The sequence below is a fragment of the Streptomyces actuosus genome (genome assembly GCF_016921115.1).
Classification (GTDB): domain Bacteria; phylum Actinomycetota; class Actinomycetes; order Streptomycetales; family Streptomycetaceae; genus Streptomyces; species Streptomyces actuosus_A.
In genome coordinates, this window is the sequence record NZ_JAFFZS010000001.1 from 82013 (window position 1) to 100861 (window position 18849).

16 protein-coding genes are annotated in these 18849 nt (G+C 73.5%); 11 read left to right on the forward strand and 5 right to left on the reverse strand.

What is annotated here, in order from left to right; genetic code table 11:
- Positions 1-193 precede the first annotated feature (193 nt).
- On the reverse strand, positions 194-787 hold the full coding sequence (locus JS756_RS00370; protein WP_205380829.1) for a TetR/AcrR family transcriptional regulator: 594 nt from the start codon (positions 785-787) through the stop codon (positions 194-196).
- A 155-nt stretch (positions 788-942) separates the two neighbouring features.
- On the opposite strand from JS756_RS00370, the gene JS756_RS00375 reads away from it, so the two are divergent.
- The 8 genes from JS756_RS00375 to tgmB all read left to right on the forward strand — a co-directional run bounded on the left by JS756_RS00375 (position 943) and on the right by tgmB (position 14582).
- On the forward strand, positions 943-1962 hold the full coding sequence (locus JS756_RS00375) for an aldo/keto reductase (protein WP_205380830.1): 1020 nt from the start codon (positions 943-945) through the stop codon (positions 1960-1962).
- A gap of 348 nt (positions 1963-2310) precedes the next feature.
- Positions 2311-4989, forward strand: coding sequence for a SpoIIE family protein phosphatase (locus tag JS756_RS00380; protein ID WP_205380831.1), 2679 nt, complete (start codon positions 2311-2313; stop codon positions 4987-4989).
- Between the two features lie 72 nt (positions 4990-5061).
- On the forward strand, positions 5062-7881 hold the full coding sequence (locus JS756_RS00385; protein WP_205380832.1) for a SpoIIE family protein phosphatase: 2820 nt from the start codon (positions 5062-5064) through the stop codon (positions 7879-7881).
- A gap of 115 nt (positions 7882-7996) precedes the next feature.
- Complete coding sequence (locus tag JS756_RS00390; protein WP_205380833.1) at positions 7997-9361, forward strand: FAD-dependent oxidoreductase; 1365 nt, start codon at positions 7997-7999, stop codon at positions 9359-9361.
- 327 nt (positions 9362-9688) lie between these two features.
- Entirely contained in the window at positions 9689-10264 is a 576-nt protein-coding gene (locus JS756_RS00395) for a hypothetical protein (protein ID WP_240203078.1), read from the forward strand.
- Positions 10265-10944: 680 nt separating this feature from the next.
- Entirely contained in the window at positions 10945-12102 is a 1158-nt protein-coding gene (locus tag JS756_RS00400; protein ID WP_205380834.1) for a hypothetical protein, read from the forward strand.
- A 1284-nt stretch (positions 12103-13386) separates the two neighbouring features.
- A complete protein-coding gene (tgmA, locus tag JS756_RS00405; protein ID WP_110634798.1) occupies positions 13387-13578 on the forward strand; it encodes a putative ATP-grasp-modified RiPP in 192 nt (63 codons plus the stop codon).
- A 17-nt stretch (positions 13579-13595) separates the two neighbouring features.
- Positions 13596-14582, forward strand: coding sequence for an ATP-grasp ribosomal peptide maturase (gene tgmB, locus JS756_RS00410; protein WP_205380835.1), 987 nt, complete (start codon positions 13596-13598; stop codon positions 14580-14582).
- A gap of 31 nt (positions 14583-14613) precedes the next feature.
- On the opposite strand, the gene JS756_RS00415 is transcribed toward tgmB, so the two are convergent.
- Together JS756_RS00415 and JS756_RS00420 are read right to left on the reverse strand one after the other, a co-directional pair.
- Positions 14614-14832 (reverse strand): hypothetical protein, encoded by a 219-nt coding sequence (locus tag JS756_RS00415; RefSeq protein WP_205380836.1) that lies wholly within the window; start codon positions 14830-14832, stop codon positions 14614-14616.
- 148 nt (positions 14833-14980) lie between these two features.
- Positions 14981-15262, reverse strand: a complete 282-nt coding sequence (locus tag JS756_RS00420) for a DUF5133 domain-containing protein (RefSeq protein ID WP_205380837.1) — start codon at positions 15260-15262, stop codon at positions 14981-14983.
- A gap of 252 nt (positions 15263-15514) precedes the next feature.
- Here JS756_RS00420 and JS756_RS00425 point away from each other — a divergent pair, with 252 nt between their 5' ends.
- Positions 15515-15862: a hypothetical protein gene (locus JS756_RS00425; RefSeq protein WP_205380838.1), complete on the forward strand. Its 348-nt coding sequence runs from the start codon at positions 15515-15517 to the stop codon at positions 15860-15862.
- Positions 15863-15896: 34 nt separating this feature from the next.
- On the opposite strand, the gene JS756_RS00430 is transcribed toward JS756_RS00425, so the two are convergent.
- Complete coding sequence (locus tag JS756_RS00430; RefSeq protein WP_205381268.1) at positions 15897-16418, reverse strand: hypothetical protein; 522 nt, start codon at positions 16416-16418, stop codon at positions 15897-15899.
- Between the two features lie 168 nt (positions 16419-16586).
- Between JS756_RS00430 and JS756_RS00435 the strand changes: the two genes are divergently transcribed.
- Both JS756_RS00435 and JS756_RS00440 read left to right on the forward strand, forming a co-directional pair.
- Positions 16587-16817 carry a DUF397 domain-containing protein gene (locus JS756_RS00435; protein WP_205380839.1) on the forward strand — a complete coding sequence of 77 codons (231 nt, stop codon included), beginning with the start codon at positions 16587-16589 and terminating at the stop codon, positions 16815-16817.
- 122 nt (positions 16818-16939) lie between these two features.
- Positions 16940-17860, forward strand: coding sequence for a helix-turn-helix domain-containing protein (locus JS756_RS00440; RefSeq protein WP_205380840.1), 921 nt, complete (start codon positions 16940-16942; stop codon positions 17858-17860).
- 53 nt (positions 17861-17913) lie between these two features.
- On the opposite strand, the gene JS756_RS00445 is transcribed toward JS756_RS00440, so the two are convergent.
- Positions 17914-18732, reverse strand: a complete 819-nt coding sequence (locus JS756_RS00445; RefSeq protein ID WP_205380841.1) for an SAM-dependent methyltransferase — start codon at positions 18730-18732, stop codon at positions 17914-17916.
- Between the last annotated feature and the right edge of the window lie 117 nt (positions 18733-18849).

Consider the following 18849-nt stretch of genomic DNA (forward strand, 5'->3'; position numbering starts at 1 on the left):
GCCCGGCCCGTCCGCGAACGGCGGCCGGCCCTCTCGGCGCACTTCAGGCGTCCTCGCACCCGGCCCGCCGGGCCATCACGCCCGACGCACCCTCCGCCACCCGGGCCGACCGTTCGGCGACGTCCAGCCGGACCCGGTGCGGCGCGGAGGTGCGCCGCACGGCACCACCGGGCGGGCGTCGCCCGGCGCGGCACTACGACGGCGACGTCCGGATCCCCGCGACGAGTGCCGCGACCAGTCGGCGGGCGTCGTAGCGGGGGTCGCTGTCCGCTCCGATGCAGAGGTTCCCGACGCCGCGCATCAGTTCGTACGCCCCCAGGTGGGAGCGGACCTCGCCGGCGCCCACCGCCGCGTCGAGCAGACGTGTGCACACGGGCACGAGGCGGTCGAGGAAGTAGGCGTGCAGCACCTCGAATCCGGCGTCGTCGGAGCGCAGTACCTCGGCGAGGCCGTGCTTGGTGACCAGGAAGTCGACGAAGAGGTCGATCCACTGCGCCAGCGCGGCGGCGGGCGACGGGCTGCCCTCCAGCAGAGCCGGGCCGGCCTCGGCGCAGGCGTCGACCTGGTGCCGGTACACGGCGATGATCAGGTCCGCCCGCGTCGGGAAGTGCCGGTAGATCGTGCCGAGCCCGACACCCGCCCTGGCCGCGATGTCACGCACGGGCGCGTCCACGCCCGACGTGACGAAGACCGCGGCGGCGGCGTCGAGCAGCGCCTCCTTGTTGCGCCGGGCGTCCTTCCGCCCGGCCGGAGCCGCTCGCCCCGCACCCTCCGCGCCGTCCTTCACCACGCACTCCTTCCCGCACCCACTTGCTAAAGCGGAACACTGTTCCGTATCGTCGTTCCGGAACAAGGTTCCGTTTGCTCATGATGCCAGAGCGGGCCCCGGCGGCCAAGCCGTGCCCGCCACCGGGAACCCCTTCCCGACGGAGGAGAACAGCCATGCAGTACCGCCCCTTGGGCCGCACCGGCGTGCAGGTCAGCACGCTCGCGCTCGGCGCGATGAACTTCGGCCGCATCGGCCGCACCACCCAGGACGAGGCGACCGCCCTCGTCGATGCCTCGCTCGAGGCGGGGATCAACCTCGTCGACACGGCGGACTGGTACAGCGCCGGCGAGTCCGAGGAGATGGTCGGGAAGGCCATAGCGGGCCGCCGGGACGACATCGTCCTGGCCACGAAGGCGACCATGCCGATGGGCGACGAGCGCAACCACCAGGGAAGTTCCCGCCGCTGGCTGATCACCGCCCTGGAGGACAGCCTGCGCCGCCTCGGCGTCGACCACGTGGATCTCTACCAGATCCACCGGTGGGACCCGAACACCAGCGACGAGGAGACCCTGTCGGCCCTGACCGACCTCCAGCGCGCAGGAAAGATCCGCTGCTTCGGCTCCTCGACCTTCCCCGCACACCGCGTGGTGCAGGCGCAGTGGGCCGCGCGCGAGCACCACCTGAGCCGCTATGTCACCGAGCAGCCGAGCTACTCGATCCTGCAGCGGGGAGTGGAGGCTCACGTCCTGCCCGTGGCCGAGCAGTACGGGCTCGGTGTGCTGGTGTGGAGCCCGCTGGCGTCGGGGTGGCTGACGGGCGCGGTGCGCAGGGGCCGGGACGTCGCCACCCACCGGTCGGCGATCCTGCCGGAACGCTTCGACATGACTCTTGCGCACAACCGGGCCCGGCTCGACGCCGTGGAGCAGCTGGCCCGGGTGGCGGACGAGGCCGGCCTGACGCTGATCGAGCTCGCGCTGGGCTTCGTGACCGCGCACCCCGCCGTGACCGGTGCGCTGATCGGCCCACGCACACCGGAGCACCTGCGCACGCAGCTCGCCGCCGCCGACACGGTGCTCTCCGCGGACGTCCTCGACGCGATCGACGCCGTCGTCGCCCCGGGCACCGACCTGGCCCCGCACGAGAAGCACGACACGCCGCCCGCACTGCTCGACCCCTCACTGCGGCGCCGCTGACCGGCCGGTCGCGTCCGGTCCCCCTCGCGGCGGCAGGCCCGGCCCGGGAGGCGAGGCCGTCTCCCGGGCGGGTCTTGGCGCTCCGGCGGGCGCCCGCCGACCGGGAGGATGCCGGGACGCCGGCCTTGGACCCCCGCTCCGGCCCGGGAACGTCCGGGTGGGCCGGGGCGGGGGCACGGCTCCAGGGCTCGTCCACCGTTCGGCCCATCCGGCCGGACCGGGCCGGATCCCGGGCGGCGGACCGCCCGCCACGGGGCCGGCAGAGCCGTCGCGCGGATGCGCGGCGGGACGCGCCTGGCGCATCCTTGCTGTGTCGCCCACGCGGCGGCGCACGGACGAGGTAGGGCGATGACTGCGAGCGCCGGGGACGGACCGGGGACACCCGGGCGGCTGACCACGCTGCTGACCGAGGCTGCGACGGACGCGGCCCGCGCGGCGGGTGGGCGCGCCGCGGGCGTCTACCTGTGCTCCAGCACGCCGGGGCTGCTGCGGCTGGCCACGCTGGCGGGGCTGCCCGGCGAACTGTTCCAGCCCTGGTGGCGGGTGCACACCGACCGCCCGTTCCCGGTCGCCGACGCGCACCGGCTGGGCGTGGCCGTGGTGCTGCCGAACGCCACCGAGGCGATGCGCCGCTACCCCCAGTTCGCCGCCGGGCTGCCGTTCCCCTTCGGATCGCTCAGTGTGCCGGTCGCGACGCCGCTGCGGTCCTTCGGCGTGCTCACGGTGCTGCGGCCGTCCGCCCAGGACGTCACGGAGATCGTGGCGGACCGGGACGAGCTGACGCGCATCGCCCACGACCTCGCCAGGGCACTGGTCGGGCTGGAACGCGAGGGCCCGATCGTCTGGGACGATCCGCCGCTGTGCGTGCACGCGCCCCCGTCGGACCCGCAGACCGGGCGCGTCGGCTGCTTCGGCTGGGAACCGGAGACCGACCGGCTCACCGCGGACCGCCGCGCCCGCGCCATGCTGGGCCTGCCGCAGACCGGGAAGCCCGTCACCCTGGCCACGCTGGTGTCGGCGGTGGCCGCGGAGGACGCCGAGCGGCTGTCCGCCGTCCTGCACGAGACGGCGCACGGCATTCCCCCGATCGTGCCGGTGCCGGTGCACACCGCGGACGGTGCGCTGCGGCTGCTGGACATCTGGAACGCGCGCACCGAGGGGCCCGGCCACGGGCCGCTGCACGTCAGCGGGGCCGTGCTCGAACCGGTCTCACCGGCCCACGCGGCGGCCGAGCTGCTGCCCGAAGGCGTGTTCTGCGTGGACCGCCTCGGGGTGGTCGTCTACGCCAACCCGCGTGCTGCGCTCCTGCTGGGCGTGGCCCGCGACCGGCTGCTGGGCCGCCCTCTCTGGGAGACGATGCCGTGGCTGGGGAGCCCCGGCAACGAGGACCACCTGCGCGGCGCCCTCCTGGCGTCCGAACCGGTGCACTTCCACACCCGGCGCCCCTCCGGCGACGAGGAGGGCCCGCCGGGACCCGCCGAGGGATCGCGCCCCTGGGACGCCGGGGACGGGACGCTTCCCCCCGGCACCGTCCGGCCGCACGAGCCGGGCACGCAACCCGGGCCGCACGCTGTCGCGGCCGCCGGAACCGCGCCCTCCGCGCACCCCGCCTCCCCCGCATCCGGGCAGCGCGCCCCGTCGCCCGGTGCCGGCCCTCATCCCCCGCCGTACGAGGGGGACTGGCTCGCCCTCTCCCTCTACCCCGGCGAAGACCTGCTGACCTGCACGGTCACCCCGGCCGGCCGGGTCTCGGACACGCCGGCGGCGGACGAGGCCGTACCGGCGGCGCCTGCCGCGCTGCCGGGGACGAACCCGGAGTCCCTGCCGTACCGGCCGATCGTCCTGGCCATCGCCCTCACCGAGGCGGTGACGGCCCGCCAGGTGTCGGCGGTCGTGATGCAGGAGCTGCTGCCCGCGTTCGGCGGCCGGAGGCTCGCCATCTACCTGCTGCAGGAGCGGCATCTGTATCTGGCGTGGGAGACCGGTTTCCCGGACGGCTTCCTGTCTCCCTTCGAGGGCGTCGGCCTGGACGCCCGGCTGCCGGGCGTGGAGACCCTCACCACGGGCCGTCCGCTGTTCTTCGACTCCATGCAGCAGCTCCAGGCCGCCTATCCGGGCATCCCGCTCGACGCGACGGAGGGTGCCCGCGCGTTCCTGCCGCTGATCGCCTCCGGCCGCCCGGTGGGCTCCTGCATCCTCGGCTTCGACCGACCGCGCAGCTTCAGCACCGAGGAACGCACGGTGCTCACCGCGCTGGCCGGTCTGATCGCGCACGCGATGGAGAAGGCCCAGCGCTACGACACCGAGGCCGCCCTCGCCCGCGGACTGCAACGCGCCCTGCTCCCCCGGCGGCTGGCCACACACCCCCAGGTCGAGGCGGCCGGCCGCTATCTGCCCGGCACCGAGGGCATGGACGTGGGCGGGGACTGGTACGACGTCGTCGAGGCCGGGGACGGGCTTGCCCTGGTCATCGGGGACGTGCAGGGGCACGGCGTGCAGGCCGCGGCCACCATGGGGCAGTTGCGCAGTGCCGTACGGGCCTTCGCGCTGGGCGACCGGCCGCCCGAGGAGGTCATCGGCGGCACGAACCACCTGCTCATCGACCTCGACCCGGGCCAGTTCGCGAGCTGCTGCTACGTCCGGCTGGACCCGGCCACCGGGCGGGCCCGGGTAGTGCGTGCGGGGCATCCGCCGCCTTTGCTGCGTCACGCGGACGGCCGTACGGAGGTCGTGGACCTGCCCGGCGGTGTCGTGCTCGGTGTCGACGCGCGCGCCCACTATCCGGTGGCCGAGCTGGAGATGGAGCCGGGTGCGGTGCTCGCCCTGTACACCGACGGCCTGGTCGAGCGGCCCGGCACCGACATCGACGACGGCATCACCACCCTGCGGCTCGCCCTGGCCGGGTCGGACGGGCCGCCGGGCAGACCGCTGGGCGAGCTCGCCGACCGGCTCACCGCCACCGCGCGGCAGGCCGTCGACCGCCCCGACGACATCGCCCTGCTCCTCGCCGTGCGCCACGGTCCGTGACGGGCGGGGCCGGGGACGGTACCAGGGGTGACGCCCCTCGCCTCACACGGCGCGGCAGTGTAGACATGGCACATGGTCCGACTTCTGGGTCGATCCGGGACCCGGTCGCCGCGTCTCGGCGGCGCGCGCTCCGCGGCTGCCCACGAACGTGTCCGGCGCCCGTCCGTGGGACGGGCGCCCGGCGGGAGGGACGGCCAGGGACGTGGCGTGCCGCGGGACGGCGGGGGCCGGGGGCGGCGGGACTCGGGGTTGCGGGCGGCCCTGGGCGGGCGCAGCCTGGCGGGACAGGTGTTCGTCTTCCAGGTCGTCATCGTCCTGCTGCTGGTGGTGGCTGCTGTCGTCGCCCTGCTGCTGCAGTCGCGCAGCGACACCACGCGGGAGGCCCGCAGCCGTTCGCTCGCGGTGGCCCAGACGTTCGCCAACTCGCCCGGCATCGTGGCGGCCCTGCGCAGCCCGGACCCCACAGCGGTGCTGCAGCCGAGCGCGGAAGCGGCCCGTATGGCGGCGGGCGTCGACTTCATCGTGGTCACCGACACCGAGGGGATCCGCTACACGCACCCGAAGCCGGACCGCATCGGCAAGAAGTTCGTCGGGAACATCGCTCCCGCGCTGGCCGGCGGCATCGTCGTCGAGGAGATCGAGGGCACCATCGGCCGGCTGGTGCAGGCGACGGTGCCGGTCGAGACGACCGACGGCACCGTGGTGGGCCTGGTGTCGTCCGGCATCACCACCAAGCACGTGGGCGGTGCCGCCAACCGGCAGCTCCCGTTGTTGCTGGGCGCCGCAGGCGTGGCCCTGGCCCTGGCCACAGCGGGCACCGCGCTGGTCAGCAGGCGGCTGCTGCGCCAGACCCGCGGTCTGGGACCGCGTGAGATGACCCGGATGTACGAGCATCACGACGCCGTACTGCACTCGGTGCGGGAGGGCGTGATCATCATCGGTGGCGAGGGCGAGCTGCTGCTCGCCAACGACGAGGCGCACCGGCTGCTGCACCTGCCCGACGACGCCGAGCGGCGGCAGGTGCTGGAGCTGGGCCTGGACCCGGAGACGGCGGCCCTGCTGGCCTCCGGCCGCGTCGCCACGGACGAGGTGCACCTGGTCGGCGACCGGCTGCTGGCCATCAACCAGCGGCCCACCGACCTGGCGGGCGGCCCGTCCGGCAGCGTCGCCACCCTCCGGGACTCCACCGAGCTGCGGGCCCTGTCCGGGCGGGCGGAGGCGGCCCGTGAGCGGCTGCACCTGCTGTACGACGCCGGGGTGACCGTCGGCACGGGGCTGAACGTCGGACGGACCGCCGAGGAGCTGGCCGAGCTCGCCGTGCCGCGGTTCGCCGACTTCGCCACGGTGGATCTGTTCGACGCAGTGCTGGCCGGGGAGGAACCGGAGGCCGGGAGTGCGCTGCGGCGCACGGCGCTGAGCGGGATCAGCAAGGACGCGCCGCTGTATCCGCTGGGCGAGCAGATCCGGTTCGTCGACTCCTCGCCGCAGGCCCGCAGCCTGCGCACCGGCCTGCCCGTCACCGAGCCCGACCTGGCCGCCGCCTCCGGCTGGCAGGTGCAGGACCTGGAGCGCTCGGCGCAGATCGTGGACTTCGGGATCCACTCCCTGATCACCGTGCCGGTGCGGGCGGGCGCTCTGGTTCTGGGCGTGGTCACCTTCTGGCGCTCGGAGCGGCCCGAGCCCTTCGACACCGACGAGGTGGCACTGGCCGAGGAACTGGTGGCGCGAGCGGCCGTGTCCATCGACAACGCCCGCCGCTTCACGCGCGAGCACGGTCTGGCGGTGACACTGCAGCGCAGCCTGCTGCCCCGCCGTCTGCCCGCGCAGAACGCCCTGGACATCGCCTACCGCTATCTGCCGGCGCAGGCCGGGGTGGGCGGGGACTGGTTCGACGTCCTGCCGCTGTCCGGGGCCCGGGTGGCGCTCGTCGTGGGTGACGTGGTGGGGCACGGACTGCACGCGGCGGCGACGATGGGCCGGCTGCGCACGGCGGTGCACAACTTCTCCGCCCTCGACCTGGCACCCGACGAGCTGCTCACACTGCTGGACGAGCTGGTCGGCCGGATCGACCAGGACGAGGCCTCCGACGGCACCGCCGCCCCCGTCACCGGCGCGACCTGCCTGTACGCCGTCTACGACCCGGTGAAACAGCGCTGCACCATGGCCCGGGCCGGCCATCCGCCGCCCGCGGTGGTCTCGCCGGACGGCACGGTGGAGTTCTCCGACGCGCCGGCCGGTCCGCCGCTCGGCGTGGGCGGGCTGCCGTTCGAGGCGACGGAACTGCAGCTGGCGGAGGGCAGTCGGCTGGTGCTGTACACCGACGGTCTGGTCGAGGACCGGGAACGGGACATAGACGCCGGTCTGGAACTGCTGCGCGGCGCGTTGGTCCGGGCCGCCTCGCCCGAGGACACCTGCCAGGCGGTGCTCGACGCGCTGCTGCCGGCCCGCCCGAGTGACGACATCGCCCTTCTCGTCGCCCGCACCCGGGCGCTGGGGGCCGACCGGGTCGCCGAGCGGGAGGTGCCGATGGATCCGGCGGCGGTGCGGGAGGTCAGGGCGCTGGTCGGCCGGCAACTGGCCGAGTGGGACCTGGAGGAGCTGGAGTTCACCACGGAGCTGATCCTGAGCGAGCTGGTGACCAATGCGATCCGCTACGGCAGCGCGCCGGTGCGGGTGCGGCTGCTCCTCGACCGCACGTTGATCTGCGAGGTGTTCGACGGCAGCAGCACCTCTCCGCACCTGCGCTACGCGGCCCTGTCGGACGAGGGCGGGCGTGGTCTGTTCCTGGTGGCGCAGCTCGCCGAGCGGTGGGGCACGCGGTACACCCCGAACGGCAAGATCATCTGGACGGAGCAGCCGCTGCCGCAGGCCGCACCCCAGCCACCTCTTTGACTTCCCATAAGCGGCCCTTATGACCTCATAGACCGGACCCCCGTACCGACTTAGGTTTGCCTCAGTTTAGGCTTCCCGTCGAGTTGATCCATTGCCGCTCGAAGGGAACCTGATCATGCCCCGCCCCCTGCGGGTAGCCATTGTCGGAGCCGGCCCCGCCGGGATCTATGCCGCCGACGCGCTGCTCAAGTCCCCCGTGGCCGCCGACCCCGGTGTCTCCGTCGACCTCTTCGAGCGCATGCCGGCGCCCTTCGGGCTGATCCGGTACGGCGTCGCCCCCGACCACCCCCGCATCAAGGGCATCGTCACCGCCCTCCACCAGGTCCTCGACAAGCCGCAGATCCGCCTGTTCGGCAACGTCGAGTACCCGACCGACATCAGCCTGGACGACCTGCGCGCGTTCTACGACGCGGTGGTCTTCTCCACCGGCGCGACAGCCGACCGGGCCCTGCCCGTCCCCGGGATCGACCTCGACGGCTCCTACGGCGCCGCCGACTTCGTCTCCTGGTACGACGGCCACCCCGACGTGCCCCGCACCTGGCCCCTGGAGGCGGAGAAGGTCGCTGTGCTGGGCGTCGGCAACGTCGCCCTCGACGTGGCCCGCATCCTCGCCAAGACGGCGGACGAGCTGCTGCCCACGGAGATCCCGCCGAACGTCCACGACGGCCTCCGGGCCAACAGGGCCAAGGAGATCCACGTCTTCGGCCGCCGCGGCCCCGCACAGGCGAAGTTCAGCCCGATGGAGCTGCGCGAGCTGGACCACTCCCCCAGCATCGAGGTCGTCGTCGACCCCGAGGACATCGACTACGACGACGGCTCGATCGCGACCCGGCGCGGCAACAAGCAGGCCGACATGGTCGCCAAGACGCTGGAGAACTGGGCGATCCGCGACACCGGGGACCGCCCCCACAAGCTGTTCCTGCATTTCTTCGAGTCGCCGACCGAGATCCTCGGCGAGGACGGCAGGGTCGTCGGGCTGCGCACCGAGCGCACGGAACTGGACGGCACCGGGAACGTGAAGGGCACCGGGCGGTTCACGGACTGGGACGTCACCGCGGTCTACCGCGCCGTCGGCTACCTCTCCGACCGGCTCCCCAAGCTGCCGTGGGACATGGAGTCCGGCACGGTTCCGGACGAGGGCGGCCGGGTCATCGAGGACAGCGGCGCGCACCTGCAGTCGGTCTACGTCACCGGCTGGATCCGCCGGGGCCCGGTCGGCCTGATCGGCCACACCAAGGGCGACGCCAACGAGACGGTGGCCAACCTCCTCGACGACCACGCGAGCGGCCGCCTGCACACCCCCGTGGCGCCCGAGCCGGCGGCCGTCGACGCCTTCCTCGCCGAGCGGAACGTCCGCTTCACCACCTGGGAGGGCTGGTACCGGCTGGATACCGCCGAGCGCGCCCTGGGCGAGCCGCAGGGACGCGAACGGGTGAAGATCGTCGAGCGCGAGGACATGCTGCGGGAGAGCGGTGCCTGAGCGCTCAACCGGAAGTGCCGCGGCAGACGTCGGCCGAGCGCGGCGCCGGCGTGGCTGGTCGCGCAGTTCCCCGCCCCCTTCGGGGCGGGGAAGCCGCAGGGGACAGGGACCGACCTGCTGAGGGCCACCGCCGCCGCCCGGGAACTCCTCCCGGGCGGCGGCACACCTCCGCTCGGGCGAAGCCGGAAGTGGTGAAGGAGCGGGCAACCGGAATGCTTCGGCAGGCCACGGGCATGCTGTGAACGGGGTCACTCCCGCTCGACGGAGGGCCTCCTTCGTGGCTGCCCCTGCTCTCGCTCTCCGCCTCCCCCGAAGGACGTGTCGCTGTTGGCTCTCACGTACCCTCATGCACCGTCGGCCCGCAGGCCCGGCCGCTCGTGGACGATCCGGATGGTCGGTCACCGCGACCGCACCGCCTCCGTCACCTGCTCCTCGGCGTGCGCCATGCCGGCACGTTCCCGCGACATCGCAGCGCTGCGCCGGTTCGCCGTGGCGCACGCCGCCGCCCACGCCAAGGCCGCGGCGGTGCGGGCGGACGCCTCCTGCTGGTGCAGGCAGCAGCGATGCGCCGCCCACGAGGGCACGCGCGTCGGCTGCGCGGGCCCGGTCGTCCTCCTCCTGCGCCACGACCCCGCGGTGGGCCAGGTCTGGACCCTGTGCGAGGTGTGCACCTCGTGCGCCCCGCTGATCAGTCACGCCCGGGTCGTCGGGCGCGCCGCGCCGGCCGAGCGGACCCGGGTGCCGGACCAGCCCGGTCCGCGCCCGGCCGCCGTACCGTCCGGGTCCGTGGCCGGTCCCGCGCTACTCGTACCGGGCGGCTTCAGCGCGCCCTCGGGCGCGGACGGCCCGCCGCAGGCGTCCCACCGGCGCCGACGGGGCCGCGGGCGGCGCAGCAGCCCCTGAGACGGCACCCGAAACGGACAGGACCCGCCCCGATGCGGATGGCGGGCCGGCCCTGTCCGCCCGGACGATTGTCGGGCGACGGCCCGTGCGGAACCACGCGTGAACCGGACCGGCCGTGGTGAACGCCGCACACCCCGAGTGCGCCGCACGCCTCCCGTGCGTTCCCCGGGCGTCCCGCCCGTCCGCTCGGGCGGTGGATCCGCAAGCCCTGCACCGCCCCGGGCGGGAACGTACGGCGTGGCCCTCCGACCGCAACCCCGGTCACCCGCCTCACCGCGGACCGCGTCCGCGCCCCGTACCGCCGGCCGCGGACCGCGCTCGGCCCTCGGCGGGTCGAGGACCGGGCCGGGACGGGGTCCGACGCACGCGGCGTCCGGGTCCCCGCGGGCCGGTGCCGCGCGGCTCCCGGGCGGCACGGCGGCGGCGGCGCCGACGCTCGTCCCGGCTCCCGCAGCACGTCCGGTCCCTGCCGGGACGCCGGCGGCGGGGAGGCGGCGGTGACCGGCGCTGTCCCGGGCCCGGGCCGCCTCCGGCGCACGGGGGCGCGCGCCTGCGAGGCCGCGCCGCCGGGACGCTCCGGGCGCCGCCGACCCACCCCTGCCCCCGCTTGATCGCCGGTGGCCGGAGGCGGCGATACTGGCAGCCGTACCCCGTCCGCCCCTTCCTTCGCGAATGGACCCATGCCCAGCTCCCCCGACGACCGCACCGACCCTGTCCGCACCGTCTGGACGGCCCGTGGCCGTCACCTCGGGTACGCGGCGGCAGGTGTCGTCCGCGCCCGTCTCCGGACGCTCCAGGACACGGGGACCCTGCAGGACTTCCTGGAGCTGCCCGAGGACGAGTGCCCGCCGGGCCGCCGGATGTTCGAGGCGCGCTGGCAGGTCGCGGACGCCGTCACCGTACGGGCCGGGCTCACGGTCGCGGAAGGGGCGGACCGGGGCCAGGAGTGGATGCTGGTCGCGCGGGCCGAGCAGCCCTGGGACCTGTACTGGCCGGCGCCGCCCGAGATGTTCTGGCCGCACGAGCCGGACGGGACGTGGGCCCACGAGTCCCCCGCCGGCCTGGGCCATCTCCGGCCCAACCCGCTGCCCGAGGACGACAAGGCGATGCGCCGTGTCCTCAGGGACGCGGCGCGCGACGGCTGGGACGTCCACGTCGTCGTCCACGAGGCCATGACCCCCGATGAGCGCGGGCGCGCGCCGCTGACGCCGTACCTGCCACCCGGGCTCCGCCACCGGGTCGTCGAGCACCGTGCCGCACCGCACCAACTGCGAGCGGTCAACTGGGCCCTGCGCGAGTTCGGCGTCGAGGTGCCGCGCGGCGGCGCGCTCGTGCTGCCCGGCGCCGCGCCACCGGCCGACACGGACGCCGGCGACCTCTCGGTGCGCACCGTCTTCCTCGACGGCTCCGAACCCGTCGAGCTCATCCGCACGGTGACACGTCTCGCCGCCCAGTCGCGCCCGTTGCCGGACGGCGCCGACGAGGCCCTGACCGCGCTGCAGGAGCACTGGCACCTGTTCACCGTGGAGGAGGAACTGGAGCGCCAGCGCAGGCTCGTGGCGATGTACGCGGAGGCACTGGAGGCGATGACCCGCTCCCGTGACCTGTATCGGGAGGCCGCCGAGCGGGCCCACGAGGCGCTGGCCGCCTTCCGCGAGTCCCCGGGGGGCGGGACGCCCCGGCTGCCCGCCGCGCGGACCGGCAGCCCCTCCTTTCCTCAGCTGACACGCACCCTGGAACGGATCAAGGGCACCGCCAAGGCCCTGCGCCCGCCCGCCGGACCGCAACGGGCCGACGGCAGCGAGGCGGACGCCCCCGAGGGCCGCACGGCCCTGTAGGTGGCGCAGGCGGCCCCGAGCCAGGAGGCGGGAGCCGGATCCGCGGACGGGCCGTCAGGCGTTCGGTGCCCCCTCCGCCCGCCGCATCGCGGAGGGCGGAGGGGGTCCCTCCCCGCGGCGGAGTCGGGACGACGACCTGGAGGCGGACCGGCGCCCGCCGCCCGTTTCGGCGGAGCAGGCCGTGCTCCGCCGGTACCGGAGGCAGCCTGCCGCGGTGCCTGTCGGCCGCGCCGCCCGGACACACGGATCGGACCGCGGAACCGTTCGTACGGAAAGGGCGGCCACGGCACGACGCGTGGGCACATCCCGCATGGGGCGGCCCCGTCCGACGGGACACTGCGGGTCGAGTGGCGAACCTCACACCCTCACCGCCGGCCTCCGACCGGCGACCAGAACCCGGTTCGTCTGCGGCCCGGCTCCGGCCCTGCGAACCGCCCGTCGGCCGCGGCCCGGTGTTCGAGAAGCGGGCGGGGCCGGCCACGCGCCGGGCCCGTGGGGTCCGGCACGTGGCCGGTCGTGCCCAGTGCGGTGCCGCGGGGTCGGGCGTCCTGCGGTCGGGCGAGGTGGGGCGCGTCCGGTTCCGGGTCCGGTTCGTCGTCGAGCGTGACCGGGTGCACGGCGCCGGTGGACGGTGGAGCGGGGTGGACGGTGACGTCGGAGCCGTTGACGACGGGTCGGTCCGGACCGGGCCCTGAAGAGCGGATGATCAGGCTTGGCTCTCTGTGAGGGGTGCGGTCGGCCTTGCGCCCCGAGCTGCGACACGCGACGTGACGCTGCCCGTGACCGGGGTCCGGGCGCCCTGATCGCCACTCGGGCGGCGCACGCGTGTGAGGACCGGGTGGAAAACGGGAATTCGTCCAACAGAAGCGGGGGAACAGCAGACGCGGCGCGGCGCACCGCGCAGGGGAGGATCCGTGGCTTCGACCACCACGCTCGTCGCCGTGCCCGCGGTCCCGGCAGCAGCCGCCCGTGTCCCGGTCGGCAGCACCCGGCTGGACCTTCTCAGAGCGGGCCGCAGGCCGCTCCCGCGGTCCGCGCCCCGCACACCCGTCCGACCCCGGGCCACCTGCTGACCCGTACCCCGTAACTCCCGTGTCTCACGCCCTTCCTCCGCGCTGTGCGCGGCGGGCGCCGAGGCCCGACTCCGCGATGACTACGGAGAGTAAGGAAACCAATCACCCGTTCGATTCGTATAAGTGACTGGAGGTCGCAGGAATGCGCTGGGCCAGGTGGTGCCGTACAGCGGCTCCACTTGTTCGAGGCAGTACCGAAGAGGGAGAGACGATGCAACCGTTCGCGCTCAACTACGCACGCCCCGCAGCGGAGTTGGAGTTCGCCACGCCCTACACATACGACTCCGGACTGCAGCTGAACGTGCTCCTGGACGGTGGGATAGCGGCGCGCGACCATGCCCTGCTCAGAGAGTTGGGGACCACCACCTCGACCGCGGGCTCGAAGACCCACTTCGACGACTGAACACGGAACCTACGACGATGACCGTGTTGATCCTGACCTCTGAAGAGGACGTCACGGCGGACATGGTGGTGGTCCACCTGCACGCCCTGGGCGCCCCGGTGGTCCGGCTCGATCCCGCCGATCTGACGAGCGGCGTCGCCCTCTCCGGCGAGTACGTCCACGGCGCCTTCCGCGGGCACCTGTCGTCCGCGGGGCGCCTGGTGAGTCTCGACGGCCTGCGGTCCGTGTGGATGCGCAGACCCGGGGCCGCCGCGACCCGGGCGGCCGCCCCCTCCCCCTGGCTGACCGAGGAGTCCGAGCAGGCGCTCTACGGCATGCTCCGCGGCGCGCAGGTGCGCTGGATGAACCACCCGGACGCGGCCCGCCGCGCCCGGCACAAGCCGTGGCAACTGCGGCTCGCCCAACGCAGCGGGCTACCCGTGCCGGCCACACTGATCACCACGTTTCCCCAAGCCGCCCGCGAGTTCGCGGAGCGCTACCCGGACCTGGTCGTCAAGCCGGTCTCCGGAGTGCACCCACAGGACCCTCCGCAGGCGGTGCCGACCAGCCGGGTCGCCCCCGATGCCGACTTCGCCGCCGTCGCCTACGGGCCGACGCTGCTCCAGCGCCGGATCGCCAAGCGGGCGGACGTACGCCTCACAGCCGTGGGCAGCGCCCTGCTCGCGGCGCGCAAGCCCACCGCCCCGGACGCCGACCCCGACCAGGTCGACGTCCGCTTCGCACCGTCCTCCGGCCCGTGGCAACCCGCAGAGGTCCCGCCGCGCATCGCCGACGCCGTTCGCGCCTACCTGACCGAGGCGGAACTGGCGTACGGCGCTTTCGACTTCGCCGAGGACGCCGACGGGACCTGGTGGTTCCTGGAGTGCAACCAGTCGGGTCAGTTCGGCTTCGTGGAGGTGGACACCGGCCAGCCGATCGCCCGGGCGATCGCCGAGTGGCTGAGCAGGCCCACGTCGGACGAGTTGCCGCAGCCGGTCAACCGCACCGGGACCAGGCTTCCCTGAGGCCGTATCCGCTCCCGCCCGCCCTGCCGGGTCATTGGGATCGCGGGCCGGGCAGCAGCGCCGTGCGCTGCCACCCGGTTCCCGCCTGCGGAGTACGGCCGCCGGAGGATTCCGGGAAACCGGGCGACTCCAGGGGGCGCAGGACGAGTTCCAGCTCCCTGTTGACGCGCTCGGCCTCCCGGCGCACCTCGGCGGGCACGTCGCCGCACTCCTCGATCAGTCGGTCATAGATGGGGGAATCGTGGAACACCCGGCAACGCGCCTTTCATCTCATACGTCCATGTGCCTTGGGCACGGCTGCCGAGTCTAGGCGCCTTGGCACCCCTGGACACGCAATCCGTCGGAGTGCTTGCGCCGTCGGAGGGAACTGTGCCCGCGCTCCCGAGAGAGCACGAGACTCAAACGGCCAGTGACAGACCGCTCTCGCCCTCCTTCCCGACGACCGTACCGCCGGTGGCGCCGCCGGCCGTGTCGCTGCTGCCACGCCCCGCTTCGAGCAGGGCGTCCGCCTTGGCGATCGCGTCCTGCAGGCTCGTCGTGCCCATCAGGACGCACAGGGTGTAGCTCACGTCCTCCAGTTCCCGGGCGGCCGTCGCCCTCTCCCTCTCCGCCTGAGCGATCTTCAGTGTGGCGTACCGCGTCAGCAGGATCCTGACGGTCTTCGGGTCCGGCATGAGCAACGGAGTTCCCCTCTCTGCATTTTTTGCTCCGTATGCCCGCCCCGGGCAGGACTATGCGCGCTTTTCACACAGCTTTACAGGAATTTCCGCACAAAGCCGGGGCCTGTGCACACAACACCCCGCTGCCGCCCGGAATTCGGACACGCCACCGCGATTCACCCGAACCGTCGTCAGCGGGTCGTGGACCGCTTCCCCCGGTGCCCTCACGCGTTGGGCAGGGCACGTGTCCCCGGCTACGAACGGTGCCCGCCCATGACCTGGTCCAGCCGCATGCTGAGCACGCTCTACGTCACCACCAGCGCCGGCCTCGCCTGGACCGCCGACCTGCAGTTCCGCCACGGCCTCGCCTGGGCCGGCTGCCTGTTCGGGGCGGGCTGCGTGGTGCCGGTCATCGCCGTGGTGCGCGAGAGCGTGCTGTGCGATCTGCGCCGGGCCGTCGGCCGCAGGGGGAGCGGGTCGCCCGCCACCCGGACGCGGGCCTGCGGCACGGAGGCGGCGGTCCGCGCCGAACTCGGGTCCGCCTGCTGCGAACGCTGGTGGACCAGCCTGGGCACCGACCACGACATGGCCTGCCGGGAGCAGTCCAGCAGCGCCGCCTGACCGCGTCGGCCGCGCGGGCGGGCCGACGCGGGGTCTACTCGCCCAGGGCGCGCGCGAGTTCCGTGGTGGCGCGGGCGATCTCGGTGTCGTCGTCTGCCAGCAGCCGGTGGAGCGCACCGCGGCGGGCGTGGACGGCCCGGCGGGCGTCGCGTTCCCAGGTGACGTGGTTCTCACGGCGGTTGAGCAGTTTGGGGTAGACCGCGGCGGTCCGCTCCCACTGCCGTGCGTCCGCGATGTTCTTCAGCAACTGGATGATGTGGGCGCGGCACGTGACGTGCGGGAGTTGCGCCAGTTCCCAGAGGAAGGGGACGGTGGCCGCGGTGGCCTGCTCGACGACGAAACCGTACTGGCAGATTCGGGAGCGCAGTTCGTCGAGGGCTGCCCGGGCGGTCTCCGCATCGCCCCGGGCGACGCTGTCCAGCAGGACGGGGATGGCAGCTGCCGAACCGGTGGAGTCCTTGATCTCACCCCATGGGACCTCGTCGAGCGCGGCGAGGGCCGCGGCCCGGGGGGTCGGCCCCTCGGCAGGCGCGTGGCGATGCGTGTGCGCGCCGATCCCGCTGGACGAGCATGACGCCCGCTGAGCTGGTGAGGACACGGTTTCTCCCTGAGACGACGTCAGGTCCGGGCGCCCACGGCAGTGTTGACGCCGCGGCTATTATCCATGCCGATGGTGCTAGCGTGCAATTGCACGAGAAATTGCGCAAACGGCGAGGAGGCTGCGGTGTCATCTGTTCGGAACGGAGTGCGGGCCAGTTCGCTCGAGGTCCGCTGGACCAAGAGCAGGCACAGCAACGCCGAGGGCAACTGCGTGGAGATCGCCACGCTGCCCGAGGGCGGCATCGCCGTGCGCAACTCCCGTGATCCGGACGGGCCCGCGCTCGTCTACACCCCGGCCGAGGTGGCGGCGTTCCTGGCCGGTGCGCGGGACGGCGAGTTCGACCACCTGGTGTGAGACGGGCCAGGAATCGCGGGCCGGGCTCCCCGACCACGGCGCTTCTGCCCGGGAACGGGGCGTGGGAGCCGACGGGGTGCGGTACCCTGACCCTCACGTCTGCCGGCACACGGGGAGTCAGGATGTCCGCCGAGTCGCATCGCATCTCCCGGCTCGAATCCTATCTGGACCGGCCCGAGCCCGCTCCCACTCTGCTGAAAATGCTGGTCGGTGTGCAGTTGGCCGGTTTCCGGGAGGACGCGGGCCTCTCCCAGGACCAGGCCGCCCGTGCGGCGGGTTTCAGCGGGGCCAAACTCTCCCGCATCGAGTCGGGCAAGGGCCGCCGCCCACCGACCGAGGGTGACGTCCGCGCGCTCCTGGACCTGTACCGCACCGACGCCTACGAGGCCTCGGTACTGCTGAAGTTGCTGCAGCGGGCCGGTGAACCGGGGTGGTGGCAGCGGTACGACAAGCGCCTCATGCCGGAGTGGTTCGACCGGCTGGTGGGCCTTCAGGAGGCGGCGGCCACCATCCGCACGTTCGAGATCCAGTACGTTCCCGGCCTGCTGCAGACCCCGGCCTACGCCCGGGCCGTGGTGGAGCGGGGATTGCCGAACGCGTCCGCCGGTGAGGTGCAGCGGCGGGTGGAACTGCGCACGCGCCGCACCGAGCTGCTGCACCGTGCGGACGCCCCGCGACTGTGGGCGGTGGTGGACGAGTCGGTACTGCTGCGGGTGCTGGGCGGCAAGGACGTCATGCGGGAACAGCTCGCTCATCTGATCGCCATGGCACAACGCCCCCATGTCACCGTGCAGGTGGTGCCGTTGGACGTCACGAACGCCTCGGCGCCCGCGATTCCCGTCACCTATCTGCGCTTCGGTGGCCTGGATCTTCCGGACGTGGTCTATCTGGAGCACATCCGCAGCGCCAACTTCCTGGAGGACCGGGACGAGACGGAGGAGTACCGGCTCGCCCTGGACCGGCTGGCCGACGAGGCGCTCCAGCCGCGTGCGTCGCTGAGCCTGCTGCGGGAGACGATGGAGCACCGCTACCCGGCGCCATGAGCACCACGCCGGAGGACTCCTCCGCGATGGCCGGCACTCCTCCAGCAGGCCCCCTAACGCAGTCGTCCGACACCGCCGAACTCGATCCACTCCTGCGTGAGCTGACGGGGGGCCACCTCGCTGTCGGGCCGCCAGGTGGAGACCTCGACCAGGCCGGGTTCGAGGATCTCCATCCCCTCGAACAAGGCGGCGACGTCCTTCTCCTCGCGGACGCGGCCCCAGTGGCCCTGGGTCGCCTGGTCCATGAAGTCGGTGACGAAGCGCCGGACCTCGGCGTCCTCGCTGACGAGCTGACACATCACCATGAAGCTTCCCGGCGCCAGCCGTTCGGCGACCCGGCGGACCACGGCGGGCGGGCCGTCGGTCTCACTGTCCGGAATGCAGTGGAAGACGGAGTTGAACAGCACGGCCACCGGTTGCGAGAAGTCGACCAGGCGCCGGGTGTCGGGGTGGCCGAAGATGGCGTCGGTCTCCCGCAGGTCGGCGTGGACGACGGTGGTGCGCTCGTCCTGTTCCAGCAGGGCGCGGCCATGGACCAGGACCATGGGGTCGTTGTCGACGTAGACGACGCGGCTGCCGGGATCGACGCGCTGGGCGACCTGGTGCACGTTGTCCTGGGTCGGCAGGCCTGAACCGTGGTCCAGGAACTGGCGGATGCCGTGCTCGGCGGCGAGGGTGCGCACCACGCGCTGCAGGAAGCGCCGGTTGTTCAGGGCGAGAGCGCGTGTACTGGGGACGACCTTGTCGAGTTCCTCGCATGCCGCGCGGTCGGCCGCGTAGTTGTCCTTGCCGCCCAGGTAGTGGTCGTACATGCGCGCGGCTGTCGGCACACTTGCGTCGATCTTCGTGGACAGCTGCTTCTCGGTGTGCATCGCTCCCCCAGCTCGGCGCCGACCCGACTCGTCCGGTGTGACAGAGAGTACATCGTCGGAAGCTTGCGCTCGACCGATCCGGGGACTTCCGTCCGCGGTGGGCAGTTGCTCGCCCTC